The organism is Pseudomonas sp. Au-Pse12 (genome assembly GCF_021341665.1).
Classification (GTDB): domain Bacteria; phylum Pseudomonadota; class Gammaproteobacteria; order Pseudomonadales; family Pseudomonadaceae; genus Aquipseudomonas.
The window spans coordinates 365,997-391,492 of sequence record NZ_JAJTTH010000004.1 but is presented as its reverse complement, the minus strand read 5'-3'; the positions used below and the strand labels follow the sequence as shown (position 1 = coordinate 391,492).

Annotated in this window: 25 protein-coding genes and 1 pseudogene; 16 read left to right on the top strand and 10 right to left on the bottom strand. The window is 62.5% G+C overall.

The annotated features are described in order from the left end of the window. Nucleotides 1-143: 143 nt before the first annotated feature. Nucleotides 144-1,436, top strand: coding sequence for an NAD(P)/FAD-dependent oxidoreductase (locus tag LXM55_RS13580; protein ID WP_233320827.1), 1,293 nt, complete (start codon nucleotides 144-146; stop codon nucleotides 1,434-1,436). 21 nt (nucleotides 1,437-1,457) lie between these two features. On the opposite strand, the gene LXM55_RS13575 is transcribed toward LXM55_RS13580, so the two are convergent. Continuing rightward, a complete protein-coding gene (locus LXM55_RS13575; protein WP_233320826.1) occupies nucleotides 1,458-1,703 on the bottom strand; it encodes a DUF1127 domain-containing protein in 246 nt (81 codons plus the stop codon). A gap of 180 nt (nucleotides 1,704-1,883) precedes the next feature. Here LXM55_RS13575 and LXM55_RS13570 point away from each other — a divergent pair, with 180 nt between their 5' ends. Both LXM55_RS13570 and LXM55_RS13565 read left to right on the top strand, forming a co-directional pair. Next, nucleotides 1,884-3,308, top strand: coding sequence for an aminotransferase-like domain-containing protein (locus LXM55_RS13570; RefSeq protein ID WP_233320825.1), 1,425 nt, complete (start codon nucleotides 1,884-1,886; stop codon nucleotides 3,306-3,308). A 66-nt stretch (nucleotides 3,309-3,374) separates the two neighbouring features. Further along, nucleotides 3,375-4,943, top strand: coding sequence for a phospholipase D family protein (locus tag LXM55_RS13565; RefSeq protein ID WP_233320824.1), 1,569 nt, complete (start codon nucleotides 3,375-3,377; stop codon nucleotides 4,941-4,943). A gap of 18 nt (nucleotides 4,944-4,961) precedes the next feature. On the opposite strand, the gene LXM55_RS13560 is transcribed toward LXM55_RS13565, so the two are convergent. Together LXM55_RS13560 and LXM55_RS13555 are read right to left on the bottom strand one after the other, a co-directional pair. Continuing rightward, nucleotides 4,962-6,107, bottom strand: a complete 1,146-nt coding sequence (locus LXM55_RS13560) for an MFS transporter (protein WP_233320823.1) — start codon at nucleotides 6,105-6,107, stop codon at nucleotides 4,962-4,964. A gap of 140 nt (nucleotides 6,108-6,247) precedes the next feature. Further along, the gene (locus LXM55_RS13555) at nucleotides 6,248-7,741 is read right to left on the bottom strand and encodes an aldehyde dehydrogenase (RefSeq protein ID WP_233320822.1); all 1,494 of its coding nucleotides are present in this window, start codon (nucleotides 7,739-7,741) and stop codon (nucleotides 6,248-6,250) included. A 238-nt stretch (nucleotides 7,742-7,979) separates the two neighbouring features. Between LXM55_RS13555 and LXM55_RS13550 the strand changes: the two genes are divergently transcribed. Then, the gene (locus LXM55_RS13550; RefSeq protein WP_233320821.1) at nucleotides 7,980-8,342 is read left to right on the top strand and encodes a cupin domain-containing protein; all 363 of its coding nucleotides are present in this window, start codon (nucleotides 7,980-7,982) and stop codon (nucleotides 8,340-8,342) included. 58 nt (nucleotides 8,343-8,400) lie between these two features. Here LXM55_RS13550 and rpmG read toward each other — a convergent pair whose 3' ends face one another. Together rpmG and rpmB are read right to left on the bottom strand one after the other, a co-directional pair. Next, nucleotides 8,401-8,556 carry a 50S ribosomal protein L33 gene (gene rpmG / locus LXM55_RS13545; RefSeq protein ID WP_003177274.1) on the bottom strand — a complete coding sequence of 52 codons (156 nt, stop codon included), beginning with the start codon at nucleotides 8,554-8,556 and terminating at the stop codon, nucleotides 8,401-8,403. An 11-nt stretch (nucleotides 8,557-8,567) separates the two neighbouring features. Next, a complete protein-coding gene (gene rpmB / locus LXM55_RS13540) occupies nucleotides 8,568-8,804 on the bottom strand; it encodes a 50S ribosomal protein L28 (protein WP_011064219.1) in 237 nt (78 codons plus the stop codon). Nucleotides 8,805-9,279: 475 nt separating this feature from the next. Between rpmB and LXM55_RS13535 the strand changes: the two genes are divergently transcribed. After that, entirely contained in the window at nucleotides 9,280-10,863 is a 1,584-nt protein-coding gene (locus LXM55_RS13535; protein WP_233320820.1) for an ABC transporter substrate-binding protein, read from the top strand. A 47-nt stretch (nucleotides 10,864-10,910) separates the two neighbouring features. On the opposite strand, the gene radC is transcribed toward LXM55_RS13535, so the two are convergent. Then, nucleotides 10,911-11,585: a RadC family protein gene (radC, locus tag LXM55_RS13530; protein ID WP_233320819.1), complete on the bottom strand. Its 675-nt coding sequence runs from the start codon at nucleotides 11,583-11,585 to the stop codon at nucleotides 10,911-10,913. 132 nt (nucleotides 11,586-11,717) lie between these two features. Between radC and coaBC the strand changes: the two genes are divergently transcribed. From coaBC to argB, 4 genes and pseudogenes are all read left to right on the top strand, one after another. Then, nucleotides 11,718-12,926, top strand: a complete 1,209-nt coding sequence (coaBC, locus tag LXM55_RS13525; RefSeq protein WP_233320818.1) for a bifunctional phosphopantothenoylcysteine decarboxylase/phosphopantothenate--cysteine ligase CoaBC — start codon at nucleotides 11,718-11,720, stop codon at nucleotides 12,924-12,926. A 5-nt stretch (nucleotides 12,927-12,931) separates the two neighbouring features. Further along, nucleotides 12,932-13,387: a dUTP diphosphatase gene (gene dut, locus LXM55_RS13520; RefSeq protein WP_025130826.1), complete on the top strand. Its 456-nt coding sequence runs from the start codon at nucleotides 12,932-12,934 to the stop codon at nucleotides 13,385-13,387. Nucleotides 13,388-13,644: 257 nt separating this feature from the next. Further along, nucleotides 13,645-15,045: pseudogene (locus LXM55_RS13515) on the top strand (phosphomannomutase/phosphoglucomutase); the annotation flags it as partial. Nucleotides 15,046-15,069: 24 nt separating this feature from the next. Next, nucleotides 15,070-15,975, top strand: coding sequence for an acetylglutamate kinase (gene argB / locus LXM55_RS13510; protein ID WP_011064225.1), 906 nt, complete (start codon nucleotides 15,070-15,072; stop codon nucleotides 15,973-15,975). Between the two features lie 88 nt (nucleotides 15,976-16,063). Here argB and pyrE read toward each other — a convergent pair whose 3' ends face one another. Continuing rightward, nucleotides 16,064-16,708, bottom strand: coding sequence for an orotate phosphoribosyltransferase (gene pyrE / locus LXM55_RS13505; protein ID WP_060841718.1), 645 nt, complete (start codon nucleotides 16,706-16,708; stop codon nucleotides 16,064-16,066). 81 nt (nucleotides 16,709-16,789) lie between these two features. Here pyrE and LXM55_RS13500 point away from each other — a divergent pair, with 81 nt between their 5' ends. Beyond that, on the top strand, nucleotides 16,790-17,569 hold the full coding sequence (locus LXM55_RS13500; RefSeq protein ID WP_011064227.1) for an exodeoxyribonuclease III: 780 nt from the start codon (nucleotides 16,790-16,792) through the stop codon (nucleotides 17,567-17,569). Nucleotides 17,570-17,630: 61 nt separating this feature from the next. Here the strand turns inward: LXM55_RS13500 and LXM55_RS13495 are convergent, their stop codons facing one another. Together LXM55_RS13495 and rph are read right to left on the bottom strand one after the other, a co-directional pair. Beyond that, nucleotides 17,631-17,999 carry a DUF4870 domain-containing protein gene (locus LXM55_RS13495; protein ID WP_016964144.1) on the bottom strand — a complete coding sequence of 123 codons (369 nt, stop codon included), beginning with the start codon at nucleotides 17,997-17,999 and terminating at the stop codon, nucleotides 17,631-17,633. 30 nt (nucleotides 18,000-18,029) lie between these two features. After that, on the bottom strand, nucleotides 18,030-18,752 hold the full coding sequence (rph, locus tag LXM55_RS13490) for a ribonuclease PH (protein WP_011064229.1): 723 nt from the start codon (nucleotides 18,750-18,752) through the stop codon (nucleotides 18,030-18,032). Between the two features lie 272 nt (nucleotides 18,753-19,024). Between rph and LXM55_RS13485 the strand changes: the two genes are divergently transcribed. The 6 genes from LXM55_RS13485 to LXM55_RS13460 all read left to right on the top strand — a co-directional run bounded on the left by LXM55_RS13485 (nucleotide 19,025) and on the right by LXM55_RS13460 (nucleotide 24,315). Further along, nucleotides 19,025-19,888, top strand: coding sequence for a YicC/YloC family endoribonuclease (locus tag LXM55_RS13485; RefSeq protein WP_233320817.1), 864 nt, complete (start codon nucleotides 19,025-19,027; stop codon nucleotides 19,886-19,888). A gap of 10 nt (nucleotides 19,889-19,898) precedes the next feature. Then, nucleotides 19,899-20,519, top strand: a complete 621-nt coding sequence (gene gmk / locus LXM55_RS13480) for a guanylate kinase (protein ID WP_233320816.1) — start codon at nucleotides 19,899-19,901, stop codon at nucleotides 20,517-20,519. A 168-nt stretch (nucleotides 20,520-20,687) separates the two neighbouring features. Further along, entirely contained in the window at nucleotides 20,688-20,951 is a 264-nt protein-coding gene (rpoZ, locus tag LXM55_RS13475) for a DNA-directed RNA polymerase subunit omega (protein ID WP_007921129.1), read from the top strand. A 57-nt stretch (nucleotides 20,952-21,008) separates the two neighbouring features. After that, nucleotides 21,009-23,114: a bifunctional GTP diphosphokinase/guanosine-3',5'-bis pyrophosphate 3'-pyrophosphohydrolase gene (gene spoT / locus LXM55_RS13470; RefSeq protein WP_011064232.1), complete on the top strand. Its 2,106-nt coding sequence runs from the start codon at nucleotides 21,009-21,011 to the stop codon at nucleotides 23,112-23,114. A gap of 24 nt (nucleotides 23,115-23,138) precedes the next feature. Continuing rightward, entirely contained in the window at nucleotides 23,139-23,519 is a 381-nt protein-coding gene (locus LXM55_RS13465) for a RidA family protein (RefSeq protein ID WP_007921133.1), read from the top strand. 55 nt (nucleotides 23,520-23,574) lie between these two features. Continuing rightward, entirely contained in the window at nucleotides 23,575-24,315 is a 741-nt protein-coding gene (locus tag LXM55_RS13460; protein WP_233320815.1) for a hypothetical protein, read from the top strand. 159 nt (nucleotides 24,316-24,474) lie between these two features. Here LXM55_RS13460 and LXM55_RS13455 read toward each other — a convergent pair whose 3' ends face one another. Next, complete coding sequence (locus LXM55_RS13455) at nucleotides 24,475-25,332, bottom strand: SDR family oxidoreductase (RefSeq protein ID WP_233320814.1); 858 nt, start codon at nucleotides 25,330-25,332, stop codon at nucleotides 24,475-24,477. Nucleotides 25,333-25,496: the final 164 nt, after the last annotated feature.

Below are 25,496 nucleotides of genomic sequence, written 5' to 3'. Positions count from 1 at the left end.
TGACTACCGGGCCATGACTAACCGTGGATTCTGCCTTAAATGCCTCACCGCAGACAGGACCGGACGTCCCGCGGTTGCCCCGGCGCAAAGGCCCGACTTATGCTCCGCGCATTTTCACCGACAGCATAAATCAGGACGTCCCCATGCCCGCCAGCCTTCCGCACGCCGCCTCCTACTACGCCGCCAGCAGCCTGCCGCAACCGGAGTACCCAGCATTGGCGGGCGAGCTGACGACGGATGTCTGCGTGGTCGGTGGTGGTTTTTCCGGGCTCAATACCGCGCTGGAGCTGGCCGAGCGCGGCTTTAGCGTCGTCCTGCTGGAAGCGCACAAGATCGGCTGGGGCGCCAGCGGACGCAACGGCGGGCAACTGATTCGCGGGGTCGGTCACGGCCTTGAACAGTTCACCAAGGTGATCGGCCAGGACGGCGTGCGGCAGATGAAACTCATGGGCCTGGAGGCCGTGGACATCGTCCGCCAGCGCATCGAGCGTTTCCAGATCCCCTGCGACCTGACCTGGGGCTACTGCGACCTGGCCAACAAACCCGCCGACCTCGAAGGCTTCGCCGAGGATGCCGAGGAGCTGCGCAGCCTGGGTTATCGCCATGAAACCCGCTTGCTGCAGGCCGATGAAATGCACAGCGTGGTGGGCTCCAAGCGCTACGTGGGTGGCCTGATCGACATGGGCTCGGGCCACTTGCATCCGCTGAACCTGGCCCTGGGCGAGGCCCAGGCAGCGCACCAGCTGGGCGTGCAATTGTTCGAGCACTCGGCCGTGACCCGCATCGACTACGGCCCCGAGGTCAAGGTCCACAGCGCTCGCGGCACGGTCCGCGCCAAGACCCTGGTACTGGGCTGCAACGCCTACCTCAACGGCCTCAACCCGGAACTGGGGGGCAAGGTGCTCCCGGCGGGCAGCTACATCATCGCCACCGAACCCTTGAGCCCGGCCCAGGCCCGCGAGCTGCTGCCACAGAACATGGCGGTCTGCGACCAGCGCGTGGCCCTGGATTACTACCGCCTCTCGGCCGACCGGCGCCTGCTGTTCGGCGGTGCCTGCCATTACTCGGGGCGTGACCCCAAGGACATCGCCGCCTACATGCGCCCGAAGATGCTGGAGGTGTTCCCGCAACTGGCCGGGGTGAAGATCGACTATCAGTGGGGCGGCATGATCGGCATCGGTGCCAACCGCCTGCCGCAGATCGGCCGGCTCAAGGACCAGCCCAATGTGTATTACGCCCAGGCCTATTCGGGCCATGGCCTGAATGCCACGCACCTGGCGGGCAAACTGCTGGGCGAAGCCATCAGCGGCCAGCACGGCGGCGGCTTCGACCTGTTCGCCAAGGTGCCGCACATGACCTTCCCCGGCGGCAAGCACCTGCGCTCGCCGCTGCTGGCCCTGGGCATGCTCTGGCACCGCTTGAAGGAAGTGCTCTGAGCCTGCTGCCACGCGGCCGGGTTACAGGCGCCAGAATGGCTTGAGGCCTTCGGCCCGCGCCTCCTCGCGACTCAGGCCAACATCGCGCAACTGCTCGGAGGTCAGGTCCAGCAACGCCTTGCGGGTGCGCAACCGATGCCAGTACAGGCCCAAGGTGCTCAGCCCGGCCGGTGCAGAGCGTGGCAGGCGCGCAGCCATGGCTTGCTCCTGTTCCGCCTCCAGCTCCTGACTCCGTAACGACAGCCGCACATCGCTCAAGCCGTTCATCTGTATTGCTCCTGTTTGCTCAAGGTTGCCATGAGCCCCTATGATGCGTGGCGCACAAAAACCATTACAGACTCAATACAGCGGTTTTACTTCCATACAGTTTTGCCGAAAATCTCGCTGAATCCTGTATTTTTGCCCCATCTGTACTGGTTCACGCGACCACCACTACGAGCCAAAGCCATGACCCTGTACGTCAACCTCGCCGAACTCCTGGGCACCCGCATCGAACAGGGCTTCTACCGCCCCGGCGATCGACTGCCCTCGGTGCGAGCCCTGAGCGTCGAGCACGGGGTCAGCCTGAGCACCGTGCAGCAGGCCTACCGCTTGCTGGAAGACAACGGATTGGCAATGCCCAAGCCCAAGTCCGGGTACTTCGTGCCTCCCAGCCGCGAACTGCCCGCGTTGCCGGCAGTCGGCCGCCCGGCCCAACGGCCGGTGGAGATTTCGCAATGGGACCAGGTGCTGGAACTGATTCGCGCCGTGCCGCGCAAGGACGTGGTGCAACTGGGCCGCGGCATGCCGGACATCACCACCACGACCATGAAACCGCTGCTCCGGGCCCTGGCCCGCCTCAGCCGGCGCCAGGACATGCCCGGCCTGTACTACGACAACATCTACGGCGTGCTGGAACTGCGCGAGCAGGTGGCGCGGCTGATGCTCGATTCCGGCTGCCAGCTGGGGGCCGGCGACCTGGTGATCACCACCGGCTGCCACGAAGCGCTGTCCACCAGCATCCGCGCCATCTGCGAGCCGGGGGACATCGTCGCCGTCGACTCGCCCAGCTTCCACGGTGCCATGCAGACCCTCAAGGGCCTGGGCATGAAGGCCCTGGAAATCCCCACCGACCCGATTACCGGCATCAGCCTGGAAGCCCTGGAGCTGGCCCTGGAACAGTGGCCGATCAAGGCCATACAGTTGACCCCCAACTGCAACAACCCCCTGGGCTACATCATGCCGGAGCCTCGCAAACGGGCGCTGCTGACCCTGGCCCAGCGCTTCGACGTGGCGATCATCGAGGACGATGTGTATGGCGAGCTGGCCTACACCTACCCGCGCCCGCGCACCATCAAGTCCTTCGACGACGATGGCCGGGTGCTGCTGTGCAGCTCGTTCTCGAAGACCCTGGCACCGGGCCTGCGCATTGGCTGGGTGGCCCCCGGGCGCTACCTGGAGCGGGTGCTGCACATGAAGTACATCAGCACCGGCTCGACCGCGCCGCAGCCTCAGGTGGCCATCGCCGAGTTTCTCAAGGGCGGCCACTTCGAGCCCCATTTGCGCAAGATGCGCACTCAGTACCAGCGCAATCGCGACCTGATGCTCGACTGGGTCAGCCGCTATTTCCCCGCCGGCACCCGCGCCAGCCGGCCACAGGGCAGTTTCATGCTGTGGATCGAACTCCCCGAGGGGTTTGATGCTCTGAAGCTCAACCGGGTGCTGCTCGACCAAGGGGTGCAGATTGCCGTGGGCAGTATCTTTTCCGCGTCGGGCAAGTACCGCAATTGCCTGCGGATGAACTACGCTGCCAAGCCAACCGCGCAGATCGAAGACGCGGTACGCAAGGTCGGCGCCGCGGCCATCAAGCTGCTCAGTGAGACCCCGGACTGATCCCGAGCCGTTGCAGGAAGCCAGCCGCCCCATGCCCACCCGTGCCGTGACGCGAGATGACCTGACTTGAGCCGTATACAGGCATTCACTTGGCTTTTACTGCTGAGCCTCGGGCTGGGCGGCTGCGCCACCCTCGAGGTGCCCTACCAGCCCAGCCAGGCCCTGGCCGCGAGCGATTCCAGCTTCGCCCAGTCGATCCGCGCCCAAGCGGCGCCCTATCAGGGCCGCTCGGGCTTTCGCCTGCTGCCCAATAGCACCGAAGCCTTCATGGCCCGCGCCGAGCTGATCCGCAATGCGCAAAGCAGCCTCGACCTGCAGTACTACATCGTCCACGACGGCATCAGCACGCGCATGCTGGTGGACGAGTTGCTCAAGGCCGCCGACCGAGGCGTGCGGGTGCGCATCCTGCTGGACGACACCACCAGCGACGGCCTGGACCAGATCATCGCGACCCTGGCCGCCCATCCGCAGATCCAGATCCGCCTGTTCAACCCGCTGCACCTAGGCCGCAGCACCGGCCTGACCCGGACCATGGGCCGCCTGTTCAACCTGTCGCAGCAGCACCGGCGAATGCACAACAAGCTCTGGCTGGCGGACAACAGCGTGGCCATCGTCGGCGGGCGCAACCTCGGGGACGAGTACTTCGACGCCGAGCCCAACCTGAACTTCACCGACATCGACATGTTCAGCGCGGGGCCGGTGGCCGAGCAGCTGGGCCACAGCTTCGACCAGTACTGGAACAGCGCCCTGAGCCGGCCCATCGCCGAGTTCCTGTCCAGCCCCCCTTCGACCAAGGCGCTGGACAACACCCGACGACGCCTTGAGGAATCACTGCAGGACAGCCGCCGGCAAAACCAGGCCCTGTACCGGCAACTGATGACCTACCAGACCCAGCCGCGCATGGACATCTGGCGCAAGGAGCTGATCTGGGCCTGGAACCAGGCGCTGTGGGACGCGCCGACCAAGGTCCTGGCCAAGGGCGACCCCGACCCGCACCTGCTGCTGACCACCCAGCTGGCGCCCGAGCTGAGCGGGGTCGGCAAGGAGCTGATCATGATCTCGGCCTACTTCGTCCCGGGGCAGCCCGGGCTGGTGTACCTGACCGGACGCGCCGACGCCGGAGTCACGGTGAGCCTGTTGACCAACTCCCTGGAAGCCACCGACGTGCCGGTGGTGCATGGCGGCTATGCGCCCTATCGCAAGGCGCTGCTGGAACATGGAGTGAAGCTCTACGAACTGCGCCGACAACCCGGCGAGCGTGGTGGCAGTGGGCCGCACCTGTTCCACAGCGGTTCCTACAAGGGCTCCGACTCCAGCCTGCACAGCAAGGCGATGATCTTCGACCGACGAAAGAGCTTTATTGGCTCGTTCAACTTCGATCCCCGTTCGGTGCTGTGGAACACCGAGGTCGGGGTGCTGGTGGACAGCCCCGAGCTGGCCGAGCATGTCCGCGCCCTGGCCCTGCAAGGGATGGCACCGGCCCTGAGCTACCAGGTCAAGCTGCTGGACGGCAAGCTGGTCTGGGTGACCGAGGACCAGGGCCGAACGCACAGCCTGAGCCATGAACCCGGCAGTTGGTGGCGACGCATCAATGCCTGGCTGAGCACCCGCATCGGCCTGGAACGCATGCTCTGAACCATCCCCCGCAGGCCGCTACAGGGCTGCCCGGGCTTCACCGAACGCGCCCTGGCGCAACAACAGCACTAGCAAGCCAAAGGCGCCCGCCGCCACCAGCAGCAACATGGCGTGGCCGCTGACCCACTGGCTGCCCGCCCCGGCCACCAACGGCCCGATCAGGCAGCCAATGCCCCAGAGCTGCGCCACATGGGCGTTGGCCCGCACCAGCGCGTCGTCACGATAACGCTCGCCGATCAGGATCAGCGACAAGGTGAACAAGCCTCCCGCGCTAGCCCCGAACAGCACCCACAGTGGCCAGATCAGCGCCGTGTCCAGCAACAGCGGAATGGCCAGACTGGAACACAGCAAGACCACCGCGCAGCCGGTGAACAGGCCGCGCCGGGACATCCGGTCCGCCAGAGCACCAATCGGCAGTTGCAGCAAGGCATCGCCCACCACCACGGTACTGACCATGGCCAGGGCAACGTCTTCGGTGAACCCCTGGCTCAGGCAATACACCGGCAACAGGGTCAGGATCAGCGCCTCGAAGGTGGCGAACAACGCCACCGCCCAGGCAATCGCCGGCAGCGTCTGACAGAAGCGCCACAAGTCGAACAGGGTCACGCTGCACGACTCGCTGCTCGGCGCCCCGCTGCGCCCCAACAGCAGGAGCGGGGAAACCACCAGCAACCCCACCGCAGTCCAGAAACCATAGTCATGCTCGGTGCCCAACACGCCCAGCAGCAGTGGCCCAGCCAACTGGCTCAAGGCATAGCTGCAGCCATACAGCGCCACCAGCCGGCCGCGCCATTGCTCCACCACCAGCTGATTGATCCAGCTTTCCCCGAGAATGAAGATGATGGTCAGCACCACCCCCAGCACCAAGCGCAACACCAGCCACAGTGGATAACTGGGCAGCAGCGCCAGCAAGGCAATGGAAATCGCCCCGCCCCACAGGCACAGGCGCATCAGGCTGGCGGTGCCGAACCGTGCCGCCAGGCGGCTGGAAATCTTCGCCCCAAGCAACACGCCAATGGCCGGCATCGCCGCCACCACGCCAATTGCAAAAGGTCCGTAGCCCCAGCTTTCAAGACGAAAGGACACCAAGGGCATGGTCACGCCCAGGGCCAGGCCGACACTCAGGACGGCGGCCAACACGGCGAAATAGGTCGCCCAACGCATTTCCACGCTCCTGTGGATCATTGTTTTGCAAGGCACAGACAACGCAGCCGGACTCCCCTCGCGGAAAGTCCGGCTGCGCTGTGGATCGACATCAGGCGGGGCGGCGCCTGCCAGGCACCTCCCGCCTCAAGCGGCAAGGCTCAGAGCTTGATCCAGGTCGCTTTCAGCTCGGTGTACTTGTCGAACGCATGCAGCGACTTATCGCGACCGTTGCCCGACTGCTTGAAGCCGCCGAACGGCGCAGTCATGTCGCCACCGTCGTACTGGTTGACCCAGACACTGCCGGCACGCAGCGCCTTGGCGGTCTGGTGGGCCTTGGAGATGTTCGCGGTCCACACCGCGGCCGCCAGGCCGTAAGGCGTGTCGTTGGCAATCTGGATCGCCTCCTCCACGCTGTCGAAGGCAATGACCGACAGGACCGGGCCGAAGATCTCTTCCTGAGCGATCTTCATCGCGTTGCTGACACCGTCGAAAATGGTCGGCTCGACATAAGTGCCGCCGGTCTCTTCCAGGGTGCGCTTGCCACCCGCCACCAGCTTGGCGCCATCGGCATGCCCGGCCTCGATGTAGGACAGCACGGTGTTCATCTGCTGGGTGTCCACCAGGGCGCCGACGTTGGTCGCCGGATCCAGTGGGTTGCCCGGCTTCCAGCCCTTGAGGGCCTCGATCACCAGAGGCAGGAATTTATCCTTGATCGAGCGCTCCACCAGCAGGCGCGAGCCAGCGGTGCAGACTTCGCCCTGGTTGAAGGCAATGGCGCCGGCAGCGGATTCGGCGGCGGCCTGCAGGTCCGGGGCATCGGCGAACACGATGTTCGGGCTCTTGCCGCCAGCTTCCAGCCAGACGCGCTTCATGTTGGATTCGCCGGAGTACACCAAGAGTTGCTTGGCGATCTTGGTCGAACCGGTGAACACCAGGGTGTCCACGTCCATGTGCAGAGCCAGGGCCTTGCCGACGGTGTGGCCGTAGCCCGGCAGCACGTTGAACACGCCGGCCGGAATCCCGGCTTCCACGGCCAGGGCAGCAATGCGGATGGCCGTCAGCGGGGATTTCTCCGAAGGCTTGAGGATGACCGAGTTGCCGGTGGACAGCGCCGGGCCGAGCTTCCAGCAGGCCATCATCAGCGGGAAGTTCCACGGCACGATGGCCGCAACCACGCCTACCGGCTCGCGGGTGACCAGACCCAGCTGGTCGTGCGGAGTGGCCGCGACTTCATCGTAGATCTTGTCGATGGCCTCGCCGCTCCAGCTCAGGGCTTGCGCGGCGCCGGGCACGTCGATGTCCAGGGAATCGCTGATGGGCTTGCCCATGTCCAGGGTTTCCAGGAGCGCGAGTTCTTCAGCGTGCTGCTTCAACAGGCCGGCAAAACGGATCATCACCGACTTGCGCTTGGCCGGCGCCAGGCGCGACCAGACGCCGGAATTGAATGTGGCGCGGGCGTTTTCCACGGCGCGCTGGGCATCGGCGGCATCGCAGCTGGCGATGGTCGCCAGAACGCGCCCGTCTACCGGGCTGATGCATTCGAAGGTGTCATTGGAAGCAGATGCGGTGTATTCGCCGTTGATGTACGCGCGGCCTTCGATTTTCAGGTCGCGGGCACGTTGTTCCCAGTCGGCACGAGTCAGGGTGGTCATACGAGTGTCCTCCTCTTATTTGTATACAAGCGCCATGCGAACTACGCCGGCACTGCTGAAGAATCCTGCCCGGCCAGCCTGCTTTCGGCCAAAGGCACCCGCCACCCTAAACCAGCGACACCTGTACTTTCAATATATTTGACAAAGCCCGGGCAAACGCCATTGCTATGTGCATTTTAATAAACATAGACTTTGGCCTTCATAGCCACTCGCGCCGCAATCACGGGGGAATACAACAATGAGCATCCGCAACATCGTCGACTTCAGCCAGGCCAATACCGAGGGCGAACGCTACCGCCCCGCCCCGGAAAAAGTCCTCAAGGGCGACCCTGAGCAGGCCGTGTTCAACCACTACGCCAGCCCGTGCGCCCAGCTCAATGCGGGGATCTGGGAAGGTGCCGTGGGCCAGTGGACGGTGAACTTCACTGAGCACGAATACTGCGAGATCCTCCAGGGCGTTTCGGTGCTGCGCGATAACGACGGCAACGCCAAGACCCTGCGGGCCGGCGACCGCTTCGTGATCCCGGCCGGCTTCAAGGGCACCTGGGAAGTGCTGGAACCCTGCCGCAAGGTCTACGTGGCCTTCGAACAGAAAGCCTGAATCGCAGGCACAAAAAAACCCGCTTGAAGGCGGGTTTTTTTGTTAGAAGAAAAATCAATTACTTGATTTTGCCTTCCTTGTAGATCACGTGCTTACGAACAACCGGATCATATTTCTTGATCTCGATTTTGTCCGGAGTAGTACGCTTGTTCTTGTCGGTAGTGTAGAAGTGACCAGTACCGGCGCTCGAGATCAAACGAATCAATTCACGCATGATTAGCTCCCTTAAACCTTGCCGCCATCGCGACGGATTTCGGCCAGCACGACGTCAATGCCGCGCTTGTCGATGATACGCATGCCTTTGGCAGATACGCGCAGACGCACAAAGCGTTTCTCGGACTCAACCCAGAAGCGGTGATGCTGCAGGTTCGGCAGGAAACGACGACGGGTTTTGTTGTTTGCGTGGGAAATGTTATTCCCAGTCACCGGACCCTTACCGGTAACTTGACAGACTCTAGACATGCCTCAGCCCTCTAAAACCACATGCCCAACCCGGCATGGGTTGGCCGCTTAATCTCTCAGTCATTTGGCGCCAGGCGCCGCGTTTCTTTAGGGTCTTACCGGCTACACCTACAAGCGAAGGAACCGGGCCCCTAGAAAAGAGCGCTGCTTTATACCAGAAAGACCCTAGAGCAACAACAACCGCTGTGCCCAGGATGAAGAAAAGTCCTGATTTTCTTGCGCCGGACGCCTGCGGCAAAGGCTACCGCAGAAATCTACCGCTCGTCGCAGAATATATTTCTCCCGAAACCCCAAGCACAAAACGGCCATCGAGCGCGGGCATGCCCGCAGAAAATCACGCCTGGAACCCGGGCCGGCCCCAAGGTTTCATCGCCCGATACAAAAGGGATAGTCATTTTACAAAGAGGCCACTAGGGTAAGGCATTTCCAGACTGCACTCGCAGATGGGCTTTCGATCTGCACAAGGAACCCGACCATGCGTCTTGCCGCCCTCCCGCTCCTGCTCGCCCCGCTTCTGAGCCCATTGGCCCAGGCCGCGGCCTTGAGCGTCTGCACCGAAGCCAGCCCGGAAGGCTTCGACGTGGTGCAGTACAACTCGCTGACCACCACCAACGCGTCCGCCGACGTGCTGATGAACCGCCTGGTGGAGTTCGATGCCGACAGCGGCAAGGTGGTCCCCAGTCTCGCCGACAGCTGGGAGGTCTCCAGCGACGGCCTAACCTACGTGTTCAAGCTGCACCCCAAGGTCAAGTTCCACCGCACCGACTACTTCAATCCCAGCCGCGAACTGAGCGCCGAAGACGTCAAGTTCAGCTTCGAACGCATGCTCGATCCGGCCCATCCGTGGCACCAGGTCGCCCAGAGCGGTTTTCCCCACGCGCAGTCGTTGCAACTGCCCAGCCTGATCAAGAAAATCGACGCCCTGGACCCGTTGACCGTGCGCTTCACCCTGGACCACGCCGACTCGACCTTCCTCGCCACCCTGAGCATGGGCTTTGCCTCCATCTATTCTGCGGAATACGCCGATCAACTGCTCAAGGCCGGCACCCCGGAGAAGCTCAATAGCCAGCCGATCGGCAGCGGCCCGTTCGTCTTCACGCGTTTCCAGAAAGACGCCTCGATCCGTTACAAGGCCAACCGCGACTACTTTGCCGGCAAGCCGGCGGTGGACTCGCTGATCTTCGCCATCACCCCGGACGCCAACGTGCGCCTGCAGAAACTGCGGCGCAACGAGTGCCAGATCGCCCTGTCGCCCAAGCCCCTGGACGTCCAGACGGCCAGCACGGACCCGGCGTTGAAGATCGAGCACACCGCCGCCTTCATGACCGCCTTTGTCGCCATCAACAGCCAGCACCCGCCCCTGGATAAACCCGAAGTGCGCCAGGCAATCAACCTGGCGTTCGACAAGGACAGCTACCTCAAGGCGGTCTTTGAAGGCACCGCCGAGGCCGCCAATGGCCCTTACCCGCCCAATACCTGGAGCTACGCCAAGGACCTGCCCGGTTACGCCCACGACCCAGAGAAAGCCCGCCAACTGCTGGCCAAGGCCGGCCTGAAGAACGGCTTCCAGACCACCATCTGGACCCGCCCTTCCGGCAGCCTGCTCAATCCCAATCCGAGCCTGGGTGCGCAGTTGCTGCAATCGGACCTGGCCCAAGTGGGGATCCAGGCGGAAATCCGCGTGATTGAATGGGGGGAGCTGATCCGCCGCGCCAAGGCCGGCGAGCACGACCTGCTGTTCATGGGCTGGGCCGGCGACAACGGCGACCCGGATAACTTCCTCTCGCCACAGTTCACCTGCTCCGCCGTCAAGTCCGGCACCAACTTCGCCCGCTACTGCGACCAGAATCTGGACAAGCTGATCACCGCCGGCAAGACCACCAGCGAGCAAGGCGTGCGCAGCAAGCTGTACCAACAGGCGCAGACCCAGATCCAGCAGCAGGCACTGTGGCTGCCCCTGGCGCACCCGACCGCTTTCACCCTGACTCGCAAACAGATCGAGGGCTACCAGGTGAGCCCATTCGGCCGCCAGGACTACTCGAAAGTCAGCATCAAGTGACGCCACCGCAGGCTTCAAGGCCCACCCGGCCTTGAAGCCTGCCGTGCTCAGATCCAGCCGTACTCGGCCATCGACAATGGATCGCCCTCACCGACGATGAAGTGATCCAGCACCCGTACATCGATCAGTTCCAGCGCCTCCTGCAAGCGCCGTGTCACCACCCGGTCGGCCGGGCTGGGCTCGGAGATGCCCGACGGATGGTTGTGGCAGAGAATGACCGCGGCCGCGTTGTGCGCCAAGGTGCGCTTGATCACTTGCCGCGGATAGACCGTGGTGCTGTCTATCGACCCCTGGAACAGCACTTCGAAGGCCAGGACACGATGCTTGGTGTCGAGAAACAGACAACCGAACACCTCATGGGGCTCGTGCCGCAACATCGACTTCAGGTAGTCACGCACCACCAGCGGGCTTTCCAGCGCGGATTGCCGATGCAGCTTCTCCGCCAGATGCCGGCGGGCCATTTCCAGCACCGCCTGCAACAAGGCGTACTTGGCCGGCCCCAAACCCAGTTGGCGCGTAAAGGTCAACTGATCAGCCTCCAGCAGCCTGCGCAGGCTGCCAAAGCGCTGCAGCAGGTGTCGGGCCAGGTCCACCGCACTTTTGCCAGCCACCCCGGTCCGCAGGAAAATCGCCAACAGCTCAGCATCTGAAAGGCTGATGGCACCCTGCTCCAGAAGCCGTTCCCGCGGACGTTCCGCCGCGGGCCAATCTCGAATGCTCATCACACCTCCCTGTGCATGGCGCCGCTGTTCGACAGCAGACGCTGTGCTATCTTAGCCGCCTCTTTTTTGCGTGGTATTTCACCTGGGGAGGGGGCATGCCACGCAGCAATCACTGAACGGAAAGACAGGCCTATGCAGCGGCTGTATCGGAAACGCATCGTGCTCGGCGTCGGCGGCGGCATCGCTGCCTACAAGAGCGCGGAGCTGGTTCGCCGACTCCTCGACCAAGGCGCCGAAGTGCGCGTGGTCATGACCCGGGGCGGCAGTGAATTCATTACCCCGCTGACCATGCAGGCCCTCTCCGGGCACCCGGTCCACCTCGACTTGCTGGACCCGGCCGCCGAAGCCGCGATGGGCCACATCGAGCTGGCCAAATGGGCCGACCTGGTACTGATCGCCCCCGCTACCGCGGACCTGATCGCCCGCCTGGCCCAAGGTATCGCCGACGACCTGCTGACCACCCTGGTACTGGCCACCGACGCCGTCGTCGCCATCGCCCCGGCAATGAATCAGGCCATGTGGCGCGACCCGGCCACCCAAGCCAACACTCAACTGCTGCAAAGCCGGGGCCTGAAAGTCTTCGGCCCGGCTTCCGGCAGCCAGGCCTGTGGCGATGTGGGCCTGGGCCGCATGCTGGAAGCCAACGACCTGGCGCAAAGCGCCGCTGATTGCTTCCAGCACCTTGCACTGACCGGCAAGCACCTGCTGATCACCGCAGGGCCGACCCAGGAAAACATCGACCCGGTTCGCTACATCACTAACCATAGCTCAGGAAAAATGGGCTTCGCCCTGGCCGAGGCCGCCGTCGAGGCAGGCGCCCGGGTGACCCTCATCACCGGGCCGGTACACCTTCCAACCCCCGACAGAGTCACGCGGATCGACGTTGTCAGCGCCCGGGACATGCTCGCGGCCTGTGAAGCCGCCATCCCTTGCGACGTTTTCATCGCCTCTGCGGCGGTCGCGGACTACCGACCGGAAGTCGTCGCCCCACAGAAATTAAAGAAAGACCCTACGAAAGGTGACGGCTTGTTGCTGCAGATGGTGCGCAACCCAGACATCCTGGCCACCATTGCCAGCCGTCCGGACCGCCCTTTCAGTGTCGGTTTCGCCGCAGAAACCGAAAACTTGCTCGACTACGCTGCACGCAAATTGAAGGACAAGAACCTCGACCTGATCGTCGCCAACGACGTGGCCAACCCGAGCATTGGCTTCAACAGCGAGGAAAACGCCTGCAGCGTGATTGACCGGGAGTTGCACGCAACTCTCTTCGCCCAGACCAGCAAGGGCAAGATTGCCCGCCAGCTGATCTCTTTTATCGCCGAACGGCTGAACCAGGTTTAACTCGCATGCACGCTTTACAAGCCAAGATCCTCGACCCACGCATCGGCAATGAATTCCCTCTGCCGCAGTACGCCACGCCGGGCTCCGCCGGCCTAGACCTGCGGGCCATGCTCAAGGAAGACACCGTCCTGGAACCGGGTCAGACCTTGCTGATTCCCACCGGCCTGTCGGTGTACATCGGTGATCCGGGCCTGGCGGCACTGATCCTGCCGCGCTCCGGCCTGGGTCATAAACACGGCATCGTGCTGGGCAATCTGGTGGGGCTGATCGACTCGGACTACCAGGGCGAACTGATGGTGTCCTGCTGGAACCGCGGCCAGACCGCCTTCAACATCGCCGTCGGCGAGCGCATCGCCCAACTGGTATTGGTGCCAGTGGTGCAGGCGCATTTCGAAGTGGTCGAGGCCTTTGATGAAAGCCAGCGTGGCGCGGGCGGCTTCGGCCACTCCGGCAGCCACTGATCGCCCCCTCGGAGCGGGCCATCTGCCCGCTCCGACCCTTTGCGGTGCCAATCAAAACGGATGAACAGCATTTTTCTGAAGCGTGTTTCGCCCCCGCCAGATCAGGCTCCCGACCGATCCCGGACGGCACGGCGCCCACCAGATGGCACTTTCACAGCACGAACTCTATGCTGAAAACGCCGTCATACCCTTCAGTTTGAGCCTGCCGGCCTGCTCTTCCAGGGCCGCACTGCACCCCTTCAGATGGAGCACCCTCAGTGATGAGCAACGCAGCTAAAGTCGCCCCGACATTTCCTGACAGCATCTTTCGCGCCTACGACATCCGCGGCGTTGTACCGCAAACCCTGACCGCAGAAACCGCCTACTGGATCGGCCGCGCCATTGGCTCCCAGAGCCTGGCACAGGGCGAACCCAACGTCAGCGTGGGGCGCGACGGCCGCCTGTCCGGACCAGAGCTGGTGGCGCAACTGATCCAGGGCCTGCATGACAGCGGCTGCCACGTCAGCGATGTCGGCCTGGTGCCGACCCCGGCCCTGTACTACGCCGCCAACGTCCTGGCCGGCAAGTCCGGGGTGATGCTCACTGGCAGCCACAACCCGTCGAACTACAACGGCTTCAAGATCGTCATCGCCGGCGACACCCTGGCCAATGAACAGATCCAGGCCCTGCACGAGCGCCTCAAGAGCAACAACCTGAGCAGCGCCCAGGGCAGCGTCACCCAGGTCGACATCCTGCCGCGCTACGCCGAGGAGATCACCCGTGACATCAAGCTGGCCCGTCGCCTCAAAGTCGTGGTGGACTGCGGCAACGGCGCCGCCGGAGTCATTGCTCCACAACTGATCGAAGCCCTGAACTGCGAAGTCATCCCGCTGTTCTGCGAGGTGGACGGCAACTTCCCCAACCACCACCCGGACCCGGGCAAGCCTGAAAACCTCGAAGACCTGATCGCCAAGGTCAAGGAAACCGGGGCCGACCTGGGCCTGGCCTTCGACGGCGACGGCGATCGCGTCGGCGTGGTGACCAACACCGGCAGCATCGTCTACCCCGATCGCCTGCTGATGCTGTTCGCCAAGGACGTGGTGGCGCGCAACCCGGACGCGGAGATCATCTTCGACGTCAAATGCACCCGCCGCCTGATTCCGCTGATCAAGGAATATGGCGGTCGCCCGCTAATGTGGAAGACCGGTCACTCGTTGATCAAAAAGAAAATGAAACAGACCGGCGCCCTGCTGGCCGGCGAGATGAGTGGCCATGTGTTCTTCAAGGAGCGCTGGTTCGGTTTCGACGACGGCATTTATAGCGCCGCACGGTTGCTGGAGATCCTCAGCAAGGAAAAATCCACCGCGGAAGAGCTGTTCGCCACCTTCCCGAACGATATTTCTACGCCGGAAATCAATATCCATGTGACCGAAGAGAGCAAATTCAGCATCATTGATGCCCTGCACGACGCGCAGTGGGGCGCAGGCGCCGACCTGACCACCATTGACGGCGTGCGAGTCGACTATGCCAAGGGCTGGGGCCTGGTTCGCGCCTCCAACACCACCCCTGTGCTGGTGCTGCGCTTCGAGGCTGATGACGAAGCCGAGCTGCAGCGGATTAAGGACGTGTTCCACGTCCAGCTGAAACGTGTTGCACCCGATCTCCAACTACCGTTTTGACTGTTTGAAGCACCGGAGCCCTGAATGACCATCGAACGCGATGCCGCCGCCAATACCGCCAAGGTCCTATCCGAAGCGCTGCCTTACATTCGCCGCTATGTCGGCAAGACCCTGGTGATCAAGTACGGCGGCAACGCTATGGAAAGCGAGGAGCTGAAAACCGGCTTCGCCCGCGACATCGTGCTGATGAAGGCTGTCGGGATCAACCCGGTGGTGGTGCACGGCGGCGGGCCGCAGATCGGCGACCTGCTCAAGCGCCTGTCGATTGAAAGCCACTTCGTCGACGGCATGCGCGTGACTGATGCGCAGACCATGGACGTGGTGGAGATGGTTCTCGGCGGCCAGGTCAACAAGGACATCGTCAACCTGATCAACCGGCATGGCGGCAGCGCCATCGGCCTGACCGGTAAAGATGCCGAGCTGATCCGCGCGAAGAAACTCACCGTGACTCGCCAGACTCCAGAGATGACCACGCCGGAAATCATCGATATCGGCCATGTGGGCGAAGTGGTCGGGATCAACACCGACCTGCTGAACCTGCTGGTCAAGGGTGATTTCATTCCGGTGATCGCGCCGATCGGCGTTGGCGCCAACGGTGAGTCCTACAACATCAACGCCGACCTGGTAGCCGGCAAAGTGGCCGAAGCCCTGAAAGCCGAAAAGCTGATGCTGCTGACCAACATCGCCGGCCTGATGGACAAATCGGGCAAGGTGTTGACCGGCCTGAGCACCCAGCAGGTCGACGAGCTGATCGCCGACGGCACCATCTATGGCGGCATGCTGCCAAAAATCCGCTGCGCCCTGGAAGCCGTGCAAGGTGGTGTCGGTAGCTCGCTGATCATCGACGGTCGAGTGCCCAACGCGATTCTGCTGGAGATCTTCACCGATACCGGCGTCGGCACCCTCATCAGCAACCGCAAGCGCCCTTAAGCGCCAGCCACAAAAAAGCCCCCGCCCGGCATCCCGGACGGGGGCTTTTTTATCGACGCCACCTTTGCAGGAGCCGGCGCCTACAACGTCAGATTCCGTACTGCGCGCGGTAGGCTTCCACTGCCGGCAGGTGCTGCTTGAGTGCCGGATCGTCCGCCAGGAACTGCAGGACCTGGGTCAGGGAGACAATGCTCACCACCGGAATGCCGAAGTCACGCTCGACTTCCTGGATCGCCGACAACTCGCCGTTACCGCGCTCCTGGCGGTTCAGGGCGATCAATACCCCGGCGGCCTTGGCGCCTTCCTGGGACTCGATGATCTGCATCACCTCGCGAATTGCCGTGCCGGCAGTGATCACGTCATCGATGATCAACACATCACCGGTCAGAGGAGCACCCACCAGGCTGCCGCCTTCGCCGTGCGCCTTGGCTTCCTTGCGGTTGAAGCACCAGGGCAGGTCGCGCTGATGATGCTCAGCCAGAGCGACCGCAGTAGCTGCCGCCAGAGGAATGCCTTTATAGGCCGGGCCAAACAGCACATCGAAGGGAATGCCGCTTTCGACGATCGCCGCCGCGTAGAAACGCCCCAGCTGGGCCAGGGCCGAACCGCTGTTGAACAGGCCGGCATTGAAGAAGTAAGGGCTGGTGCGCCCGGACTTCAGGGTGAACTCACCGAAGCGCAAAACCCCGCGATCGATGGCAAAACGAATGAAATCGCGCTGATACGCCTGCATGAAAAAACCCCAGATACCACGGATTTAGCTAATTAGGTAGAGCTCGGGTATCATACACGCACGTGATTTTTGGGGCCATTTATGCGGATCATCAGTGTGAACGTCAATGGTATTCAGGCTGCAGTCGAGCGTGGTTTGCTCAGTTGGCTGCAGGCACAGAATGCCGACGTCATCTGCCTGCAGGACACCCGCGCCTCTGCCTTTGAACTGGATGATCCAGCCTTCCAACTGGATGGCTACTTCCTTTATGCCTGCGATGCTGAAGTCCCTGCCCAAGGCGGCGTGGCTTTGTATTCGCGGTTGCAGCCGAAGGCGGTCATCAGCGGCCTCGGCTTCGAGACAGCCGATCGTTACGGGCGCTACCTGCAAGCCGATTTCGACAAGGTCAGCATCGCGACCTTGCTGCTTCCATCAGGGCAGAACGGCGATGAAGACTTGAACCAGAAGTTCAAGCTAATGGACGACTTCGCCCGTTATCTGGATAAACAGCGACGCAAACGTCGCGAGTACATTTATTGTGGCTCGCTGTACGTGGCGCAACAGAAGCTGGATATCAAGAACTGGCGTGACAGCCAGCAATCTCCGGGCTTCCTGGCACCTGAACGTGCCTGGATGGACGAGATCATTGGCAATATGGGCTATGTCGACGCACTGCGCGAAGTCAGCCGCGAAGGCGACCAGTACAGCTGGTGGCCGGACAACGAACAGGCTGAGATGCTCAACCTGGGCTGGCGCTTCGACTATCAGCTGCTGACCCCAGGCCTGCGTCGCTTCGTCCGTAGCGCACGCTTGCCGCGCCAGCCGCGCTTCTCGCAGCACGCGCCGTTGATCGTGGACTATGACTGGACGCTGACCATCTAAGCGTCTTTTCACCGCCACAAAAAAGCCGACATCACTGTCGGCTTTTTTGTGCGTGCTCGATCTACTTGATCAGGCGCCAGGTGAAGGGATACCGATACGGCACACCCTCACCCGCCTTGACCCCACCAATGATGGTCAGTACCAGGGCACCAATCGCCAGCAGGCCAAACATAAAGAAACCGATCACCACGATCATCAACAGGAAACAGACCGCCGAGGCAATGGCGACGGTCAGTTGGAAGTTCAGCGCTTCCTTGCCCTGGGCATCGATAAAGGGATCCGTCTCACGCTTCATCTGCCAGAGAATCAGCGGCCCGATCAGCGTACCGAAGGGAACCCAGATCCCCAGCAAGGCGGACAGGTGACAAAACATCGCCCACTGCCGGACTTCATGGCTCGGCGCAGGCTGTGGCAGTTGTTCATCACTCATGGTGCTCTCCTTGCTGAAGACCGGCGCCCATCAATCGGCGAGCGCCGCCTGCTGCAGTTGGAAAATCTCGTTCATGCCTTGCTGAGCCAGGGCCAGCATCGCATTCAGCTCAGCCGGCTGGAATGGCGCACCTTCGGCAGTGCCCTGCACCTCGATGAAACCACCGGTGCTGGTCATTACAACGTTGAGGTCGGTTTCGGCGGCCGAATCTTCCAGGTAATCCAGGTCCAGGACCGGCTCGCCCTGGTACATGCCCACCGATACTGCAGCAATCATCTGTTTCAATGGATCGCCGCCTTTCAGGCCGCCACGCTTCTTGATCACTTTCAAGGCGTCGACCAGGGCCACCATGGCGCCAGTGATCGATGCGGTACGCGTACCGCCATCAGCCTGGATCACATCGCAATCGACATACAGGGTGACGTCGCCCAGCTTGGACATGTCCAGTGCGGCGCGCAGCGAACGACCGATCAGGCGCTGGATTTCCAGGGTCCGGCCGCCTTGCTTGCCACGGCTGGCTTCCCGCTGGTTACGCTCGCCGGTGGCGCGCGGCAGCATGCCGTACTCGGCAGTCAACCAGCCCTGCCCCTGGCCCTTGAGGAAGCGCGGCACGCCGTTCTCGACACTGACCGTGCAGATCACTTTGGTATCACCGAACTCGACCAGTACAGATCCCTCGGCGTGTTTGGTGTAGTTGCGGGTGATGCGGATCGAGCGAAGCTGATCGGCGGCGCGACCACTTGGACGTTTCATAGGGGAACACCTGTACAGGGACGGAAAACTGCCGAGCATTATAAAGCCCGCAACCGCGCCAGGGCACGCCAAAAAAGGCCAAACACGCATTTGCACTGCAGATCCGTCCTGTTACGACGACCTGCATTGCATTGTCAGCGCCAGGGTTTGGGGGCTCCGACCGCACTGCGCTACAATCCTGCGCCTTCGCAGCCTGTCGGCTTTAATTCATCACTATCAGGCCCGCCCAAACCACTCGCGGTTGGCGCTGGCGCTGAATCGGAGGTACCTCCATGGTGCACAGCATGACCGCCTTCGCCCGGGTAGAACGGGCCGGCACTCAGGGCACCCTGAGTTGGGAATTGCGCTCGGTCAACAGCCGCTACCTGGAGCCGCACCTGCGTTTGCCGGAAGCCTTTCGCGACCTTGAAGGCGCGGTCCGCGAAGCCTTGCGCCAGGGCCTGTCCCGCGGCAAGGTCGAGTGCACCTTGCGCTTCACCGAGGAAACCGCCGGCAAGCCCCTGCAGGTGGATCGCGAGCGCGCCGCACAGTTGGTCGCGGCCGCCGAAGCCGTCGCCAGCCTGATCAAGCAGCCAGCCGCGCTCAACCCGCTGGAAGTCCTGGCCTGGCCTGGCGTGCTGGTGGCCGATGCCAGCGACCCGCAAGCGTTGAACAGCGACGCCCTGGCCCTGTTCAACCAAAGCTTGAAGGAGCTGAAGAACGGCCGCGAACGCGAAGGCGCCGAGCTGGCCAGGCTGATCAACGAGCGCCTGTCCTCAATAGAGGAAGACGTGGCAACCCTGCGCGAACTGGTCCCGCAGATGCTTGCAACCCAGCGCCAGAAGGTCCTCGACCGCTTCGCCGACATGCAGGCCGAGCTGGACCCGGCCCGTCTCGAACAGGAGATGGTGCTGCTGGCACAGAAAAGCGACGTCGCCGAAGAGCTGGACCGCCTGAGCACCCACATCATCGAAGTGCGTCGCGTGCTCAAATCCGGCGGCGCGGCCGGGCGGCGCCTGGACTTCCTGATGCAGGAACTCAACCGCGAAGCCAACACACTGGGCTCCAAGGCCTTCGACCCGCGCAGCACCCAGGCTGCGGTCAACCTCAAGGTGTTGATCGAACAGATGCGCGAACAAGTGCAGAACATTGAGTAAGGCAACTGACATGACCCACAGCACCGGCACCCTGTACATCATTTCCGCCCCGTCGGGCGCGGGCAAGAGCAGCCTGGTCAAGGCCCTGACCGACGCCAATCCGGAGATCCGTGTCTCGGTCTCCCACACCACCCGCGCCATGCGCCCGGGGGAAGTGAATGGCGTGAACTATCACTTCGTCTCCCGCGAAGCGTTCGTGAAGATGGGCGAGCATGGGGATTTCCTCGAGCGCGCCGAAGTTTTCGGCAACCTCTATGGCACCTCGCAAAGCCACCTGCAGCAGACCCTGGACGAAGGCCACGACCTGATCCTGGAAATCGACTGGCAAGGCGCCGAGCAGGTGCGCAAGCTGATGCCCCAGGCACGCTCGATCTTTATTCTGCCGCCGTCATTGCAGGCACTGCACCAGCGCCTGACCAACCGCGGGCAAGATAGCGACGAAATCATCGATGGGCGGATGCGTGAAGCCGTCAGCGAAATGAGCCACTACGTTGACTATGACTACCTGATCATCAACGACGATTTCGCCCACGCGCTGAGCGACCTGAAAGCGATTTTCCGCTCCAGTCAGCTGCAACAGAAACGCCAGCAGCAGCGTTTCGGCAAGTTGCTGGCCGAGCTACTGGGTTAAAACAGCACTTCCCAAAACCGCTGCAAGCGCTTTACATTGGCACTTGCAGCGCGTTGAAGGGCTTGGTTAAAAAATCAGCGCTTCCCTAAACGCTGGTGATTTTTTAAACTGTTGAGTCCGCTCGCCCATCCGGGCAGCGCGCATATTGCATTTGCTACGAGGAAGACCATGGCCCGCGTAACCGTTGAAGACTGTCTAGAACACGTGGATAACCGCTTTGAGCTGGTCATGCTCTCTACCAAGCGTGCCCGTCAACTGGCAACCGGCGGCAAAGAGCCGAAAGTAGCATGGGAAAACGACAAGCCTACCGTTGTCGCCCTGCGCGAAATCGCCGAAGGCTTGATCGACTACGCAGCCATCGCCGAAGCTGAAATCGTTGAAGACGAGCCGCTTTTTGCTGCTTTCGAGGACGAGTCCAACGAGGCCGTCTGAGCCTATGCCTGGTCGACGTAGCACGGCGCGGGATCACAGCTTACGGCAGGAGACATCATGCCGAGCATAGACGCCCTCGCCGATCGCTTATCGACCTATCTCGGCACGGACCAGGTCAACCTGGTCCGCCGAGCGTATTTCTACGCCGAACAAGCCCATGACGGTCAGCGCCGTCGCAGCGGCGAGGCGTACGTCACGCACCCACTCGCGGTAGCGAACATTCTTGCCGACATGCACATGGACCATCAGAGCCTGATGGCCGCGATGCTGCATGACGTAATCGAAGACACCGGCATCGCCAAGGAAGCGCTCAGTGCGCAGTTTGGCGAAACCGTGGCCGAGCTGGTGGACGGGGTCAGCAAACTGACCCAGATGAACTTCGAGACCAAGGCCGAAGCTCAAGCGGAAAACTTCCAGAAGATGGCCATGGCCATGGCCCGCGACATTCGCGTGATCCTGGTCAAGCTGGCCGACCGCCTGCACAACATGCGCACCCTGGAAGTGCTCTCCGGCGAGAAGCGCCGCAGGATCGCCAAGGAAACCCTGGAGATCTACGCCCCCATCGCCAACCGCCTGGGCATGCATGCCATCCGCATCGAATTCGAAGACCTGGGCTTCAAGGCCATGCACCCGATGCGTTCCGCGCGGATCTACCAGGCGGTCAAGCGCGCCCGGGGCAACCGCAAGGAAATCGTCAACAAGATCGAGGAATCCCTCAGCCACTGCCTGGCCATCGACGGCATCCAGGGCGAGGTCAGCGGCCGCCAGAAGCACCTGTACGGTATCTACAAGAAGATGCGCGGCAAGCGCCGCGCCTTCAACGAAATCATGGACGTCTATGCGTTCCGCATCATCGTCGACAAGGTAGACACCTGCTATCGCGTGCTCGGCGCTGTACATAATTTGTACAAGCCACTGCCAGGACGCTTCAAGGACTACATCGCCATTCCCAAGGCCAACGGCTATCAGTCGCTGCATACCACGCTGTTCGGCATGCACGGAGTACCGATCGAGATCCAGATTCGTACCCGGGAAATGGAAGAAATGGCCAATAACGGCATCGCCGCCCACTGGCTGTACAAATCCAGCGGCGACGAACAGCCCAAAGGCACCCATGCCCGCGCCCGCCAATGGGTCAAGGGCGTGCTGGAAATGCAGCAACGCGCCGGCAACTCCCTGGAGTTCATCGAGAGCGTGAAGATCGACCTGTTCCCGGACGAGGTCTACGTGTTCACGCCCAAAGGCCGGATCATGGAGCTGCCCAAGGGCTCCACCGCCGTGGACTTTGCCTACGCGGTGCACACCGACGTCGGCAACAGCTGCATCGCCTGCCGGATCAATCGCCGCCTGGCGCCACTGTCCGAGCCGCTGCAAAGCGGTTCCACGGTTGAAATCGTCAGTGCCCCGGGCGCGCGCCCGAACCCGGCCTGGCTGAATTTCGTGGTGACCGGCAAGGCCCGTACCCATATCCGCCATGCCCTCAAGCTGCAACGCCGCTCGGAGTCCATCAGCCTCGGCGAACGCCTGCTGAACAAGGTGCTCAACGGCTTCGACAGCTCGCTGGAAAAAGTCCCGGCGGAACGTATCCAGGCGATTCTTCAGGAATACCGCCTGGAGCTGATCGAAGACCTGCTGGAAGACATCGGCCTGGGCAATCGCATGGCCTACGTCGTGGCCCGGCGCCTGCTCGGCGAAGGCGAACAGCTGCCAAGCCCGGAAGGCCCGCTGGCGATCCGCGGCACCGAAGGCCTGGTCCTGAGCTACGCCAAGTGCTGCACGCCGATCCCGGGCGACCCGATCGTCGGCCACCTGTCCGCAGGCAAAGGGATGGTGGTGCACCTGGACAACTGCCGCAATATCAGCGAAATCCGCCATAACCCGGAAAAATGCATCCAGCTCTCCTGGGCCAAGGATGTCACCGGAGAATTCAACGTCGAGCTGCGCGTCGAGCTGGAACACCAGCGCGGCCTGATCGCCCTGCTGGCCAGCAGCGTCAACGCCGCCGACGGCAATATCGAGAAAATCAGCATGGACGAACGCGATGGTCGCATCAGCGTGGTCCAACTGGTGGTCAGCGTGCACGACCGCGTGCACCTGGCCCGCGTGATCAAGAAACTGCGCGCCCTGACCGGGGTCATCCGCATCACCCGCATGCGTGCGTAGCCCGTCCATTACAAGGAGTCATTCATGACCAAGACTGTTATCACCAGCGACAAGGCCCCAGCCGCCATTGGCACCTACTCCCAGGCGATCAAGGCGGGCAACACCGTCTACATGTCCGGTCAGATCCCGCTGGATCCCAAGACCATGGAGCTGGTGGAAGGTTTCGAAGCCCAGACCGTCCAGGTGTTCGAGAACCTCAAGTCGGTAGCCGAAGCCGCTGGCGGTTCGTTCAAGGACATCGTCAAGCTGAACATCTTCCTCACCGACCTGAGCCACTTCGCCAAGGTCAACGAGATCATGGGCAAGTACTTCCAACAGCCTTACCCAGCCCGCGCCGCCATCGGCGTGGCCGCCCTGCCAAAGGGTGCACAGGTTGAAATGGATGCCATCCTGGTCATCGAGTAACACCCGCGGCGCAGCCCACAGGGCTGCGCCGTTTTCGTTCTGGAAGGATTTCGTCATGCGCAAAGCGCTAGCTGTTTCGCTGCTCGCCGTATTGCTCGGCGGTTGTGCCAGCGACCCCGCCAAAAATGATGTGGGCGGCATCTGGATCAATCAGGTAGCGATCGACGCCGCCTCCAAAGGTGGCCCTTTGCGTGAAGCCCTCCAGGCCTATGGCCCGAACCTGGAATGGGAACTCAACACCAAGGCTGGCCAGGCACGCTACACCAACGGTTTCGAAACCGTCGAAGGCAAGATCATCGGCAACGGTTCCAGCACTGCAAAAGTCGAGTTCTATGGCAGCGCTGCCACTGACTTGAAACGCAACGGCAAGCAACTGCTGCAAGTGGCCAACGACAACGAGCCCGAGCAGGTATTCGACCGCCCCAAAGACCCCGCCCCCGAAGGCGCGCCGCTAGGCGCCAACTTCGAGCGCGCCTTGTACTCGGCCTACCTGGGTGGCAAGTGGAAGATCGTCAATGGCCCGGGCCTGGGCAACGACGTGCAGTTCCAGGCCAACGGCGCAGTCCAGGGCCTGCCGGGCGCCGATCGCTATGCCTTGTGCCTGGCTGGCGACTGCGCCTCCATGAGCGGCGGCAACGACAGCATCTGGCTGCAGCTCAACGGCCAGGGCAACTCCTGGATCTTCGTGCGCAAGGATCAACAGCTGGAAATCTTCCAGGCGGTGAATACCGCCCTGGCGGATGAAGTGCCCTCGCTGACGCCGGGCAGCCAACAGTGGTTGCTGGAGAAACAGTGAACCTCCCGTAGCCGCTGTCGAGCCCTGGCGAGGCGGCGAAAAGGCCCGCAGGGCCTTGCTTGGCGATCTTCCGTCGCGCCTTGAGCGCCCTCAAGATCGCCACGGCGCCTTCGGAACCGGTCGCAGCCTTCAGCCGCGACCGCACGCCACTCGGGCTGCTCAGCCCTGCTCCGCCAGAATCGCCGCATACCCCTCGCGATAACTTCCATAACGTGGCACCCAGCCCAACGCCCTGGCCCGAGCATTGCTGCAGCGCTTGCTGCCGGTGCGACGCACACTGGCATCGTCCGCCCACTCGGTAACGCCCAGGTATTCACGCAGCCAGTCAACCACCTCGGCCAACGGTGCAGGCGCGTCATCGACACCTATATAGCAATCTTCCAGCACGTCACCCCGCCAGTCCGCCTTGAGCAGGAATGCCAGCAAGCCGGCAGCATCGTCGGCATGGATACGGTTGCCATACAGCGGCGGGTCGATCGCCACCCGATAGCCTCGGCGCACCTGGGTCAGCAGCCACTCGCGACCGGGGCCGTAGATGCCAGTCAAGCGCACCACGCTTGCGGGAATACCACTCTTGAGGGCCACCTGCTCGGCCTCCAGCATCAAGCGCCCGGAATACGCCGTGGCCGCCGCCACGGACGCCTCATCGACCCACTCACCAGCCTTTTGTTCGTAAACACTGCTGCTGGAGACGAACAACAAACGCTTGGGCTGCTGGCCATGCTGCTTGAGCCAACCCAGAACATGCTGCAAGCCCTCGACATAGGCCGCGCGATACCCGGCCTCGTCATGTTCGGTGGCCGCCGCGCAGTACACCAGATAATCCAGGGGCGCCTGCGGCCAGTGCGCCGGGCACTGTTCGCCGAACAGATCACCCGCAATGCCGACCACCCCCTGCGGCAAGCGCGACACCGTGCGCCGCAGGCCATAAACCTGCCATTGCTCAGCCAGCAGTTGAGTCGCCAGGCGACTTCCGACATCACCGCAACCGGCGATCAAAACAGAGGGGGAGGACATCAGAAAACTCCTTTCAGAAAGGCCAAGACTAGCCCTCGCACTGGACGAACGGCTAGCAATCAAGGAAAAAAAGATACTCTATTACTTTTGTTAACAAGAATTACTTGCAATAATAACCGCCCATTTTGTTCTCGGCCCTGCGAGGCCTAGAAGGACATTTCACC

What these genes read in the sequence shown, in the direction of transcription:
- LXM55_RS13580 (WP_233320827.1), top strand. Translation starts at nt 144, where the DNA reads ATGCCCGCCAGCCTTCCGCACGCCGCCTCCTACTACGCCGCCAGCAGC.
- LXM55_RS13575 (WP_233320826.1), bottom strand. Translation starts at nt 1,703, where the DNA reads ATGAACGGCTTGAGCGATGTGCGGCTGTCGTTACGGAGTCAGGAGCTG.
- LXM55_RS13570 (WP_233320825.1), top strand. Translation starts at nt 1,884, where the DNA reads ATGACCCTGTACGTCAACCTCGCCGAACTCCTGGGCACCCGCATCGAA.
- LXM55_RS13560 (WP_233320823.1), bottom strand. Translation starts at nt 6,107, where the DNA reads ATGCGTTGGGCGACCTATTTCGCCGTGTTGGCCGCCGTCCTGAGTGTC.
- LXM55_RS13555 (WP_233320822.1), bottom strand. Translation starts at nt 7,741, where the DNA reads ATGACCACCCTGACTCGTGCCGACTGGGAACAACGTGCCCGCGACCTG.
- LXM55_RS13550 (WP_233320821.1), top strand. Translation starts at nt 7,980, where the DNA reads ATGAGCATCCGCAACATCGTCGACTTCAGCCAGGCCAATACCGAGGGC.
- rpmG (WP_003177274.1), bottom strand. Translation starts at nt 8,556, where the DNA reads ATGCGTGAATTGATTCGTTTGATCTCGAGCGCCGGTACTGGTCACTTC.
- rpmB (WP_011064219.1), bottom strand. Translation starts at nt 8,804, where the DNA reads ATGTCTAGAGTCTGTCAAGTTACCGGTAAGGGTCCGGTGACTGGGAAT.
- LXM55_RS13535 (WP_233320820.1), top strand. Translation starts at nt 9,280, where the DNA reads ATGCGTCTTGCCGCCCTCCCGCTCCTGCTCGCCCCGCTTCTGAGCCCA.
- radC (WP_233320819.1), bottom strand. Translation starts at nt 11,585, where the DNA reads ATGAGCATTCGAGATTGGCCCGCGGCGGAACGTCCGCGGGAACGGCTT.
- coaBC (WP_233320818.1), top strand. Translation starts at nt 11,718, where the DNA reads ATGCAGCGGCTGTATCGGAAACGCATCGTGCTCGGCGTCGGCGGCGGC.
- dut (WP_025130826.1), top strand. Translation starts at nt 12,932, where the DNA reads ATGCACGCTTTACAAGCCAAGATCCTCGACCCACGCATCGGCAATGAA.
- argB (WP_011064225.1), top strand. Translation starts at nt 15,070, where the DNA reads ATGACCATCGAACGCGATGCCGCCGCCAATACCGCCAAGGTCCTATCC.
- pyrE (WP_060841718.1), bottom strand. Translation starts at nt 16,708, where the DNA reads ATGCAGGCGTATCAGCGCGATTTCATTCGTTTTGCCATCGATCGCGGG.
- LXM55_RS13500 (WP_011064227.1), top strand. Translation starts at nt 16,790, where the DNA reads ATGCGGATCATCAGTGTGAACGTCAATGGTATTCAGGCTGCAGTCGAG.
- LXM55_RS13495 (WP_016964144.1), bottom strand. Translation starts at nt 17,999, where the DNA reads ATGAGTGATGAACAACTGCCACAGCCTGCGCCGAGCCATGAAGTCCGG.
- rph (WP_011064229.1), bottom strand. Translation starts at nt 18,752, where the DNA reads ATGAAACGTCCAAGTGGTCGCGCCGCCGATCAGCTTCGCTCGATCCGC.
- LXM55_RS13485 (WP_233320817.1), top strand. Translation starts at nt 19,025, where the DNA reads ATGGTGCACAGCATGACCGCCTTCGCCCGGGTAGAACGGGCCGGCACT.
- gmk (WP_233320816.1), top strand. Translation starts at nt 19,899, where the DNA reads ATGACCCACAGCACCGGCACCCTGTACATCATTTCCGCCCCGTCGGGC.
- rpoZ (WP_007921129.1), top strand. Translation starts at nt 20,688, where the DNA reads ATGGCCCGCGTAACCGTTGAAGACTGTCTAGAACACGTGGATAACCGC.
- spoT (WP_011064232.1), top strand. Translation starts at nt 21,009, where the DNA reads ATGCCGAGCATAGACGCCCTCGCCGATCGCTTATCGACCTATCTCGGC.
- LXM55_RS13465 (WP_007921133.1), top strand. Translation starts at nt 23,139, where the DNA reads ATGACCAAGACTGTTATCACCAGCGACAAGGCCCCAGCCGCCATTGGC.
- LXM55_RS13460 (WP_233320815.1), top strand. Translation starts at nt 23,575, where the DNA reads ATGCGCAAAGCGCTAGCTGTTTCGCTGCTCGCCGTATTGCTCGGCGGT.
- LXM55_RS13455 (WP_233320814.1), bottom strand. Translation starts at nt 25,332, where the DNA reads ATGTCCTCCCCCTCTGTTTTGATCGCCGGTTGCGGTGATGTCGGAAGT.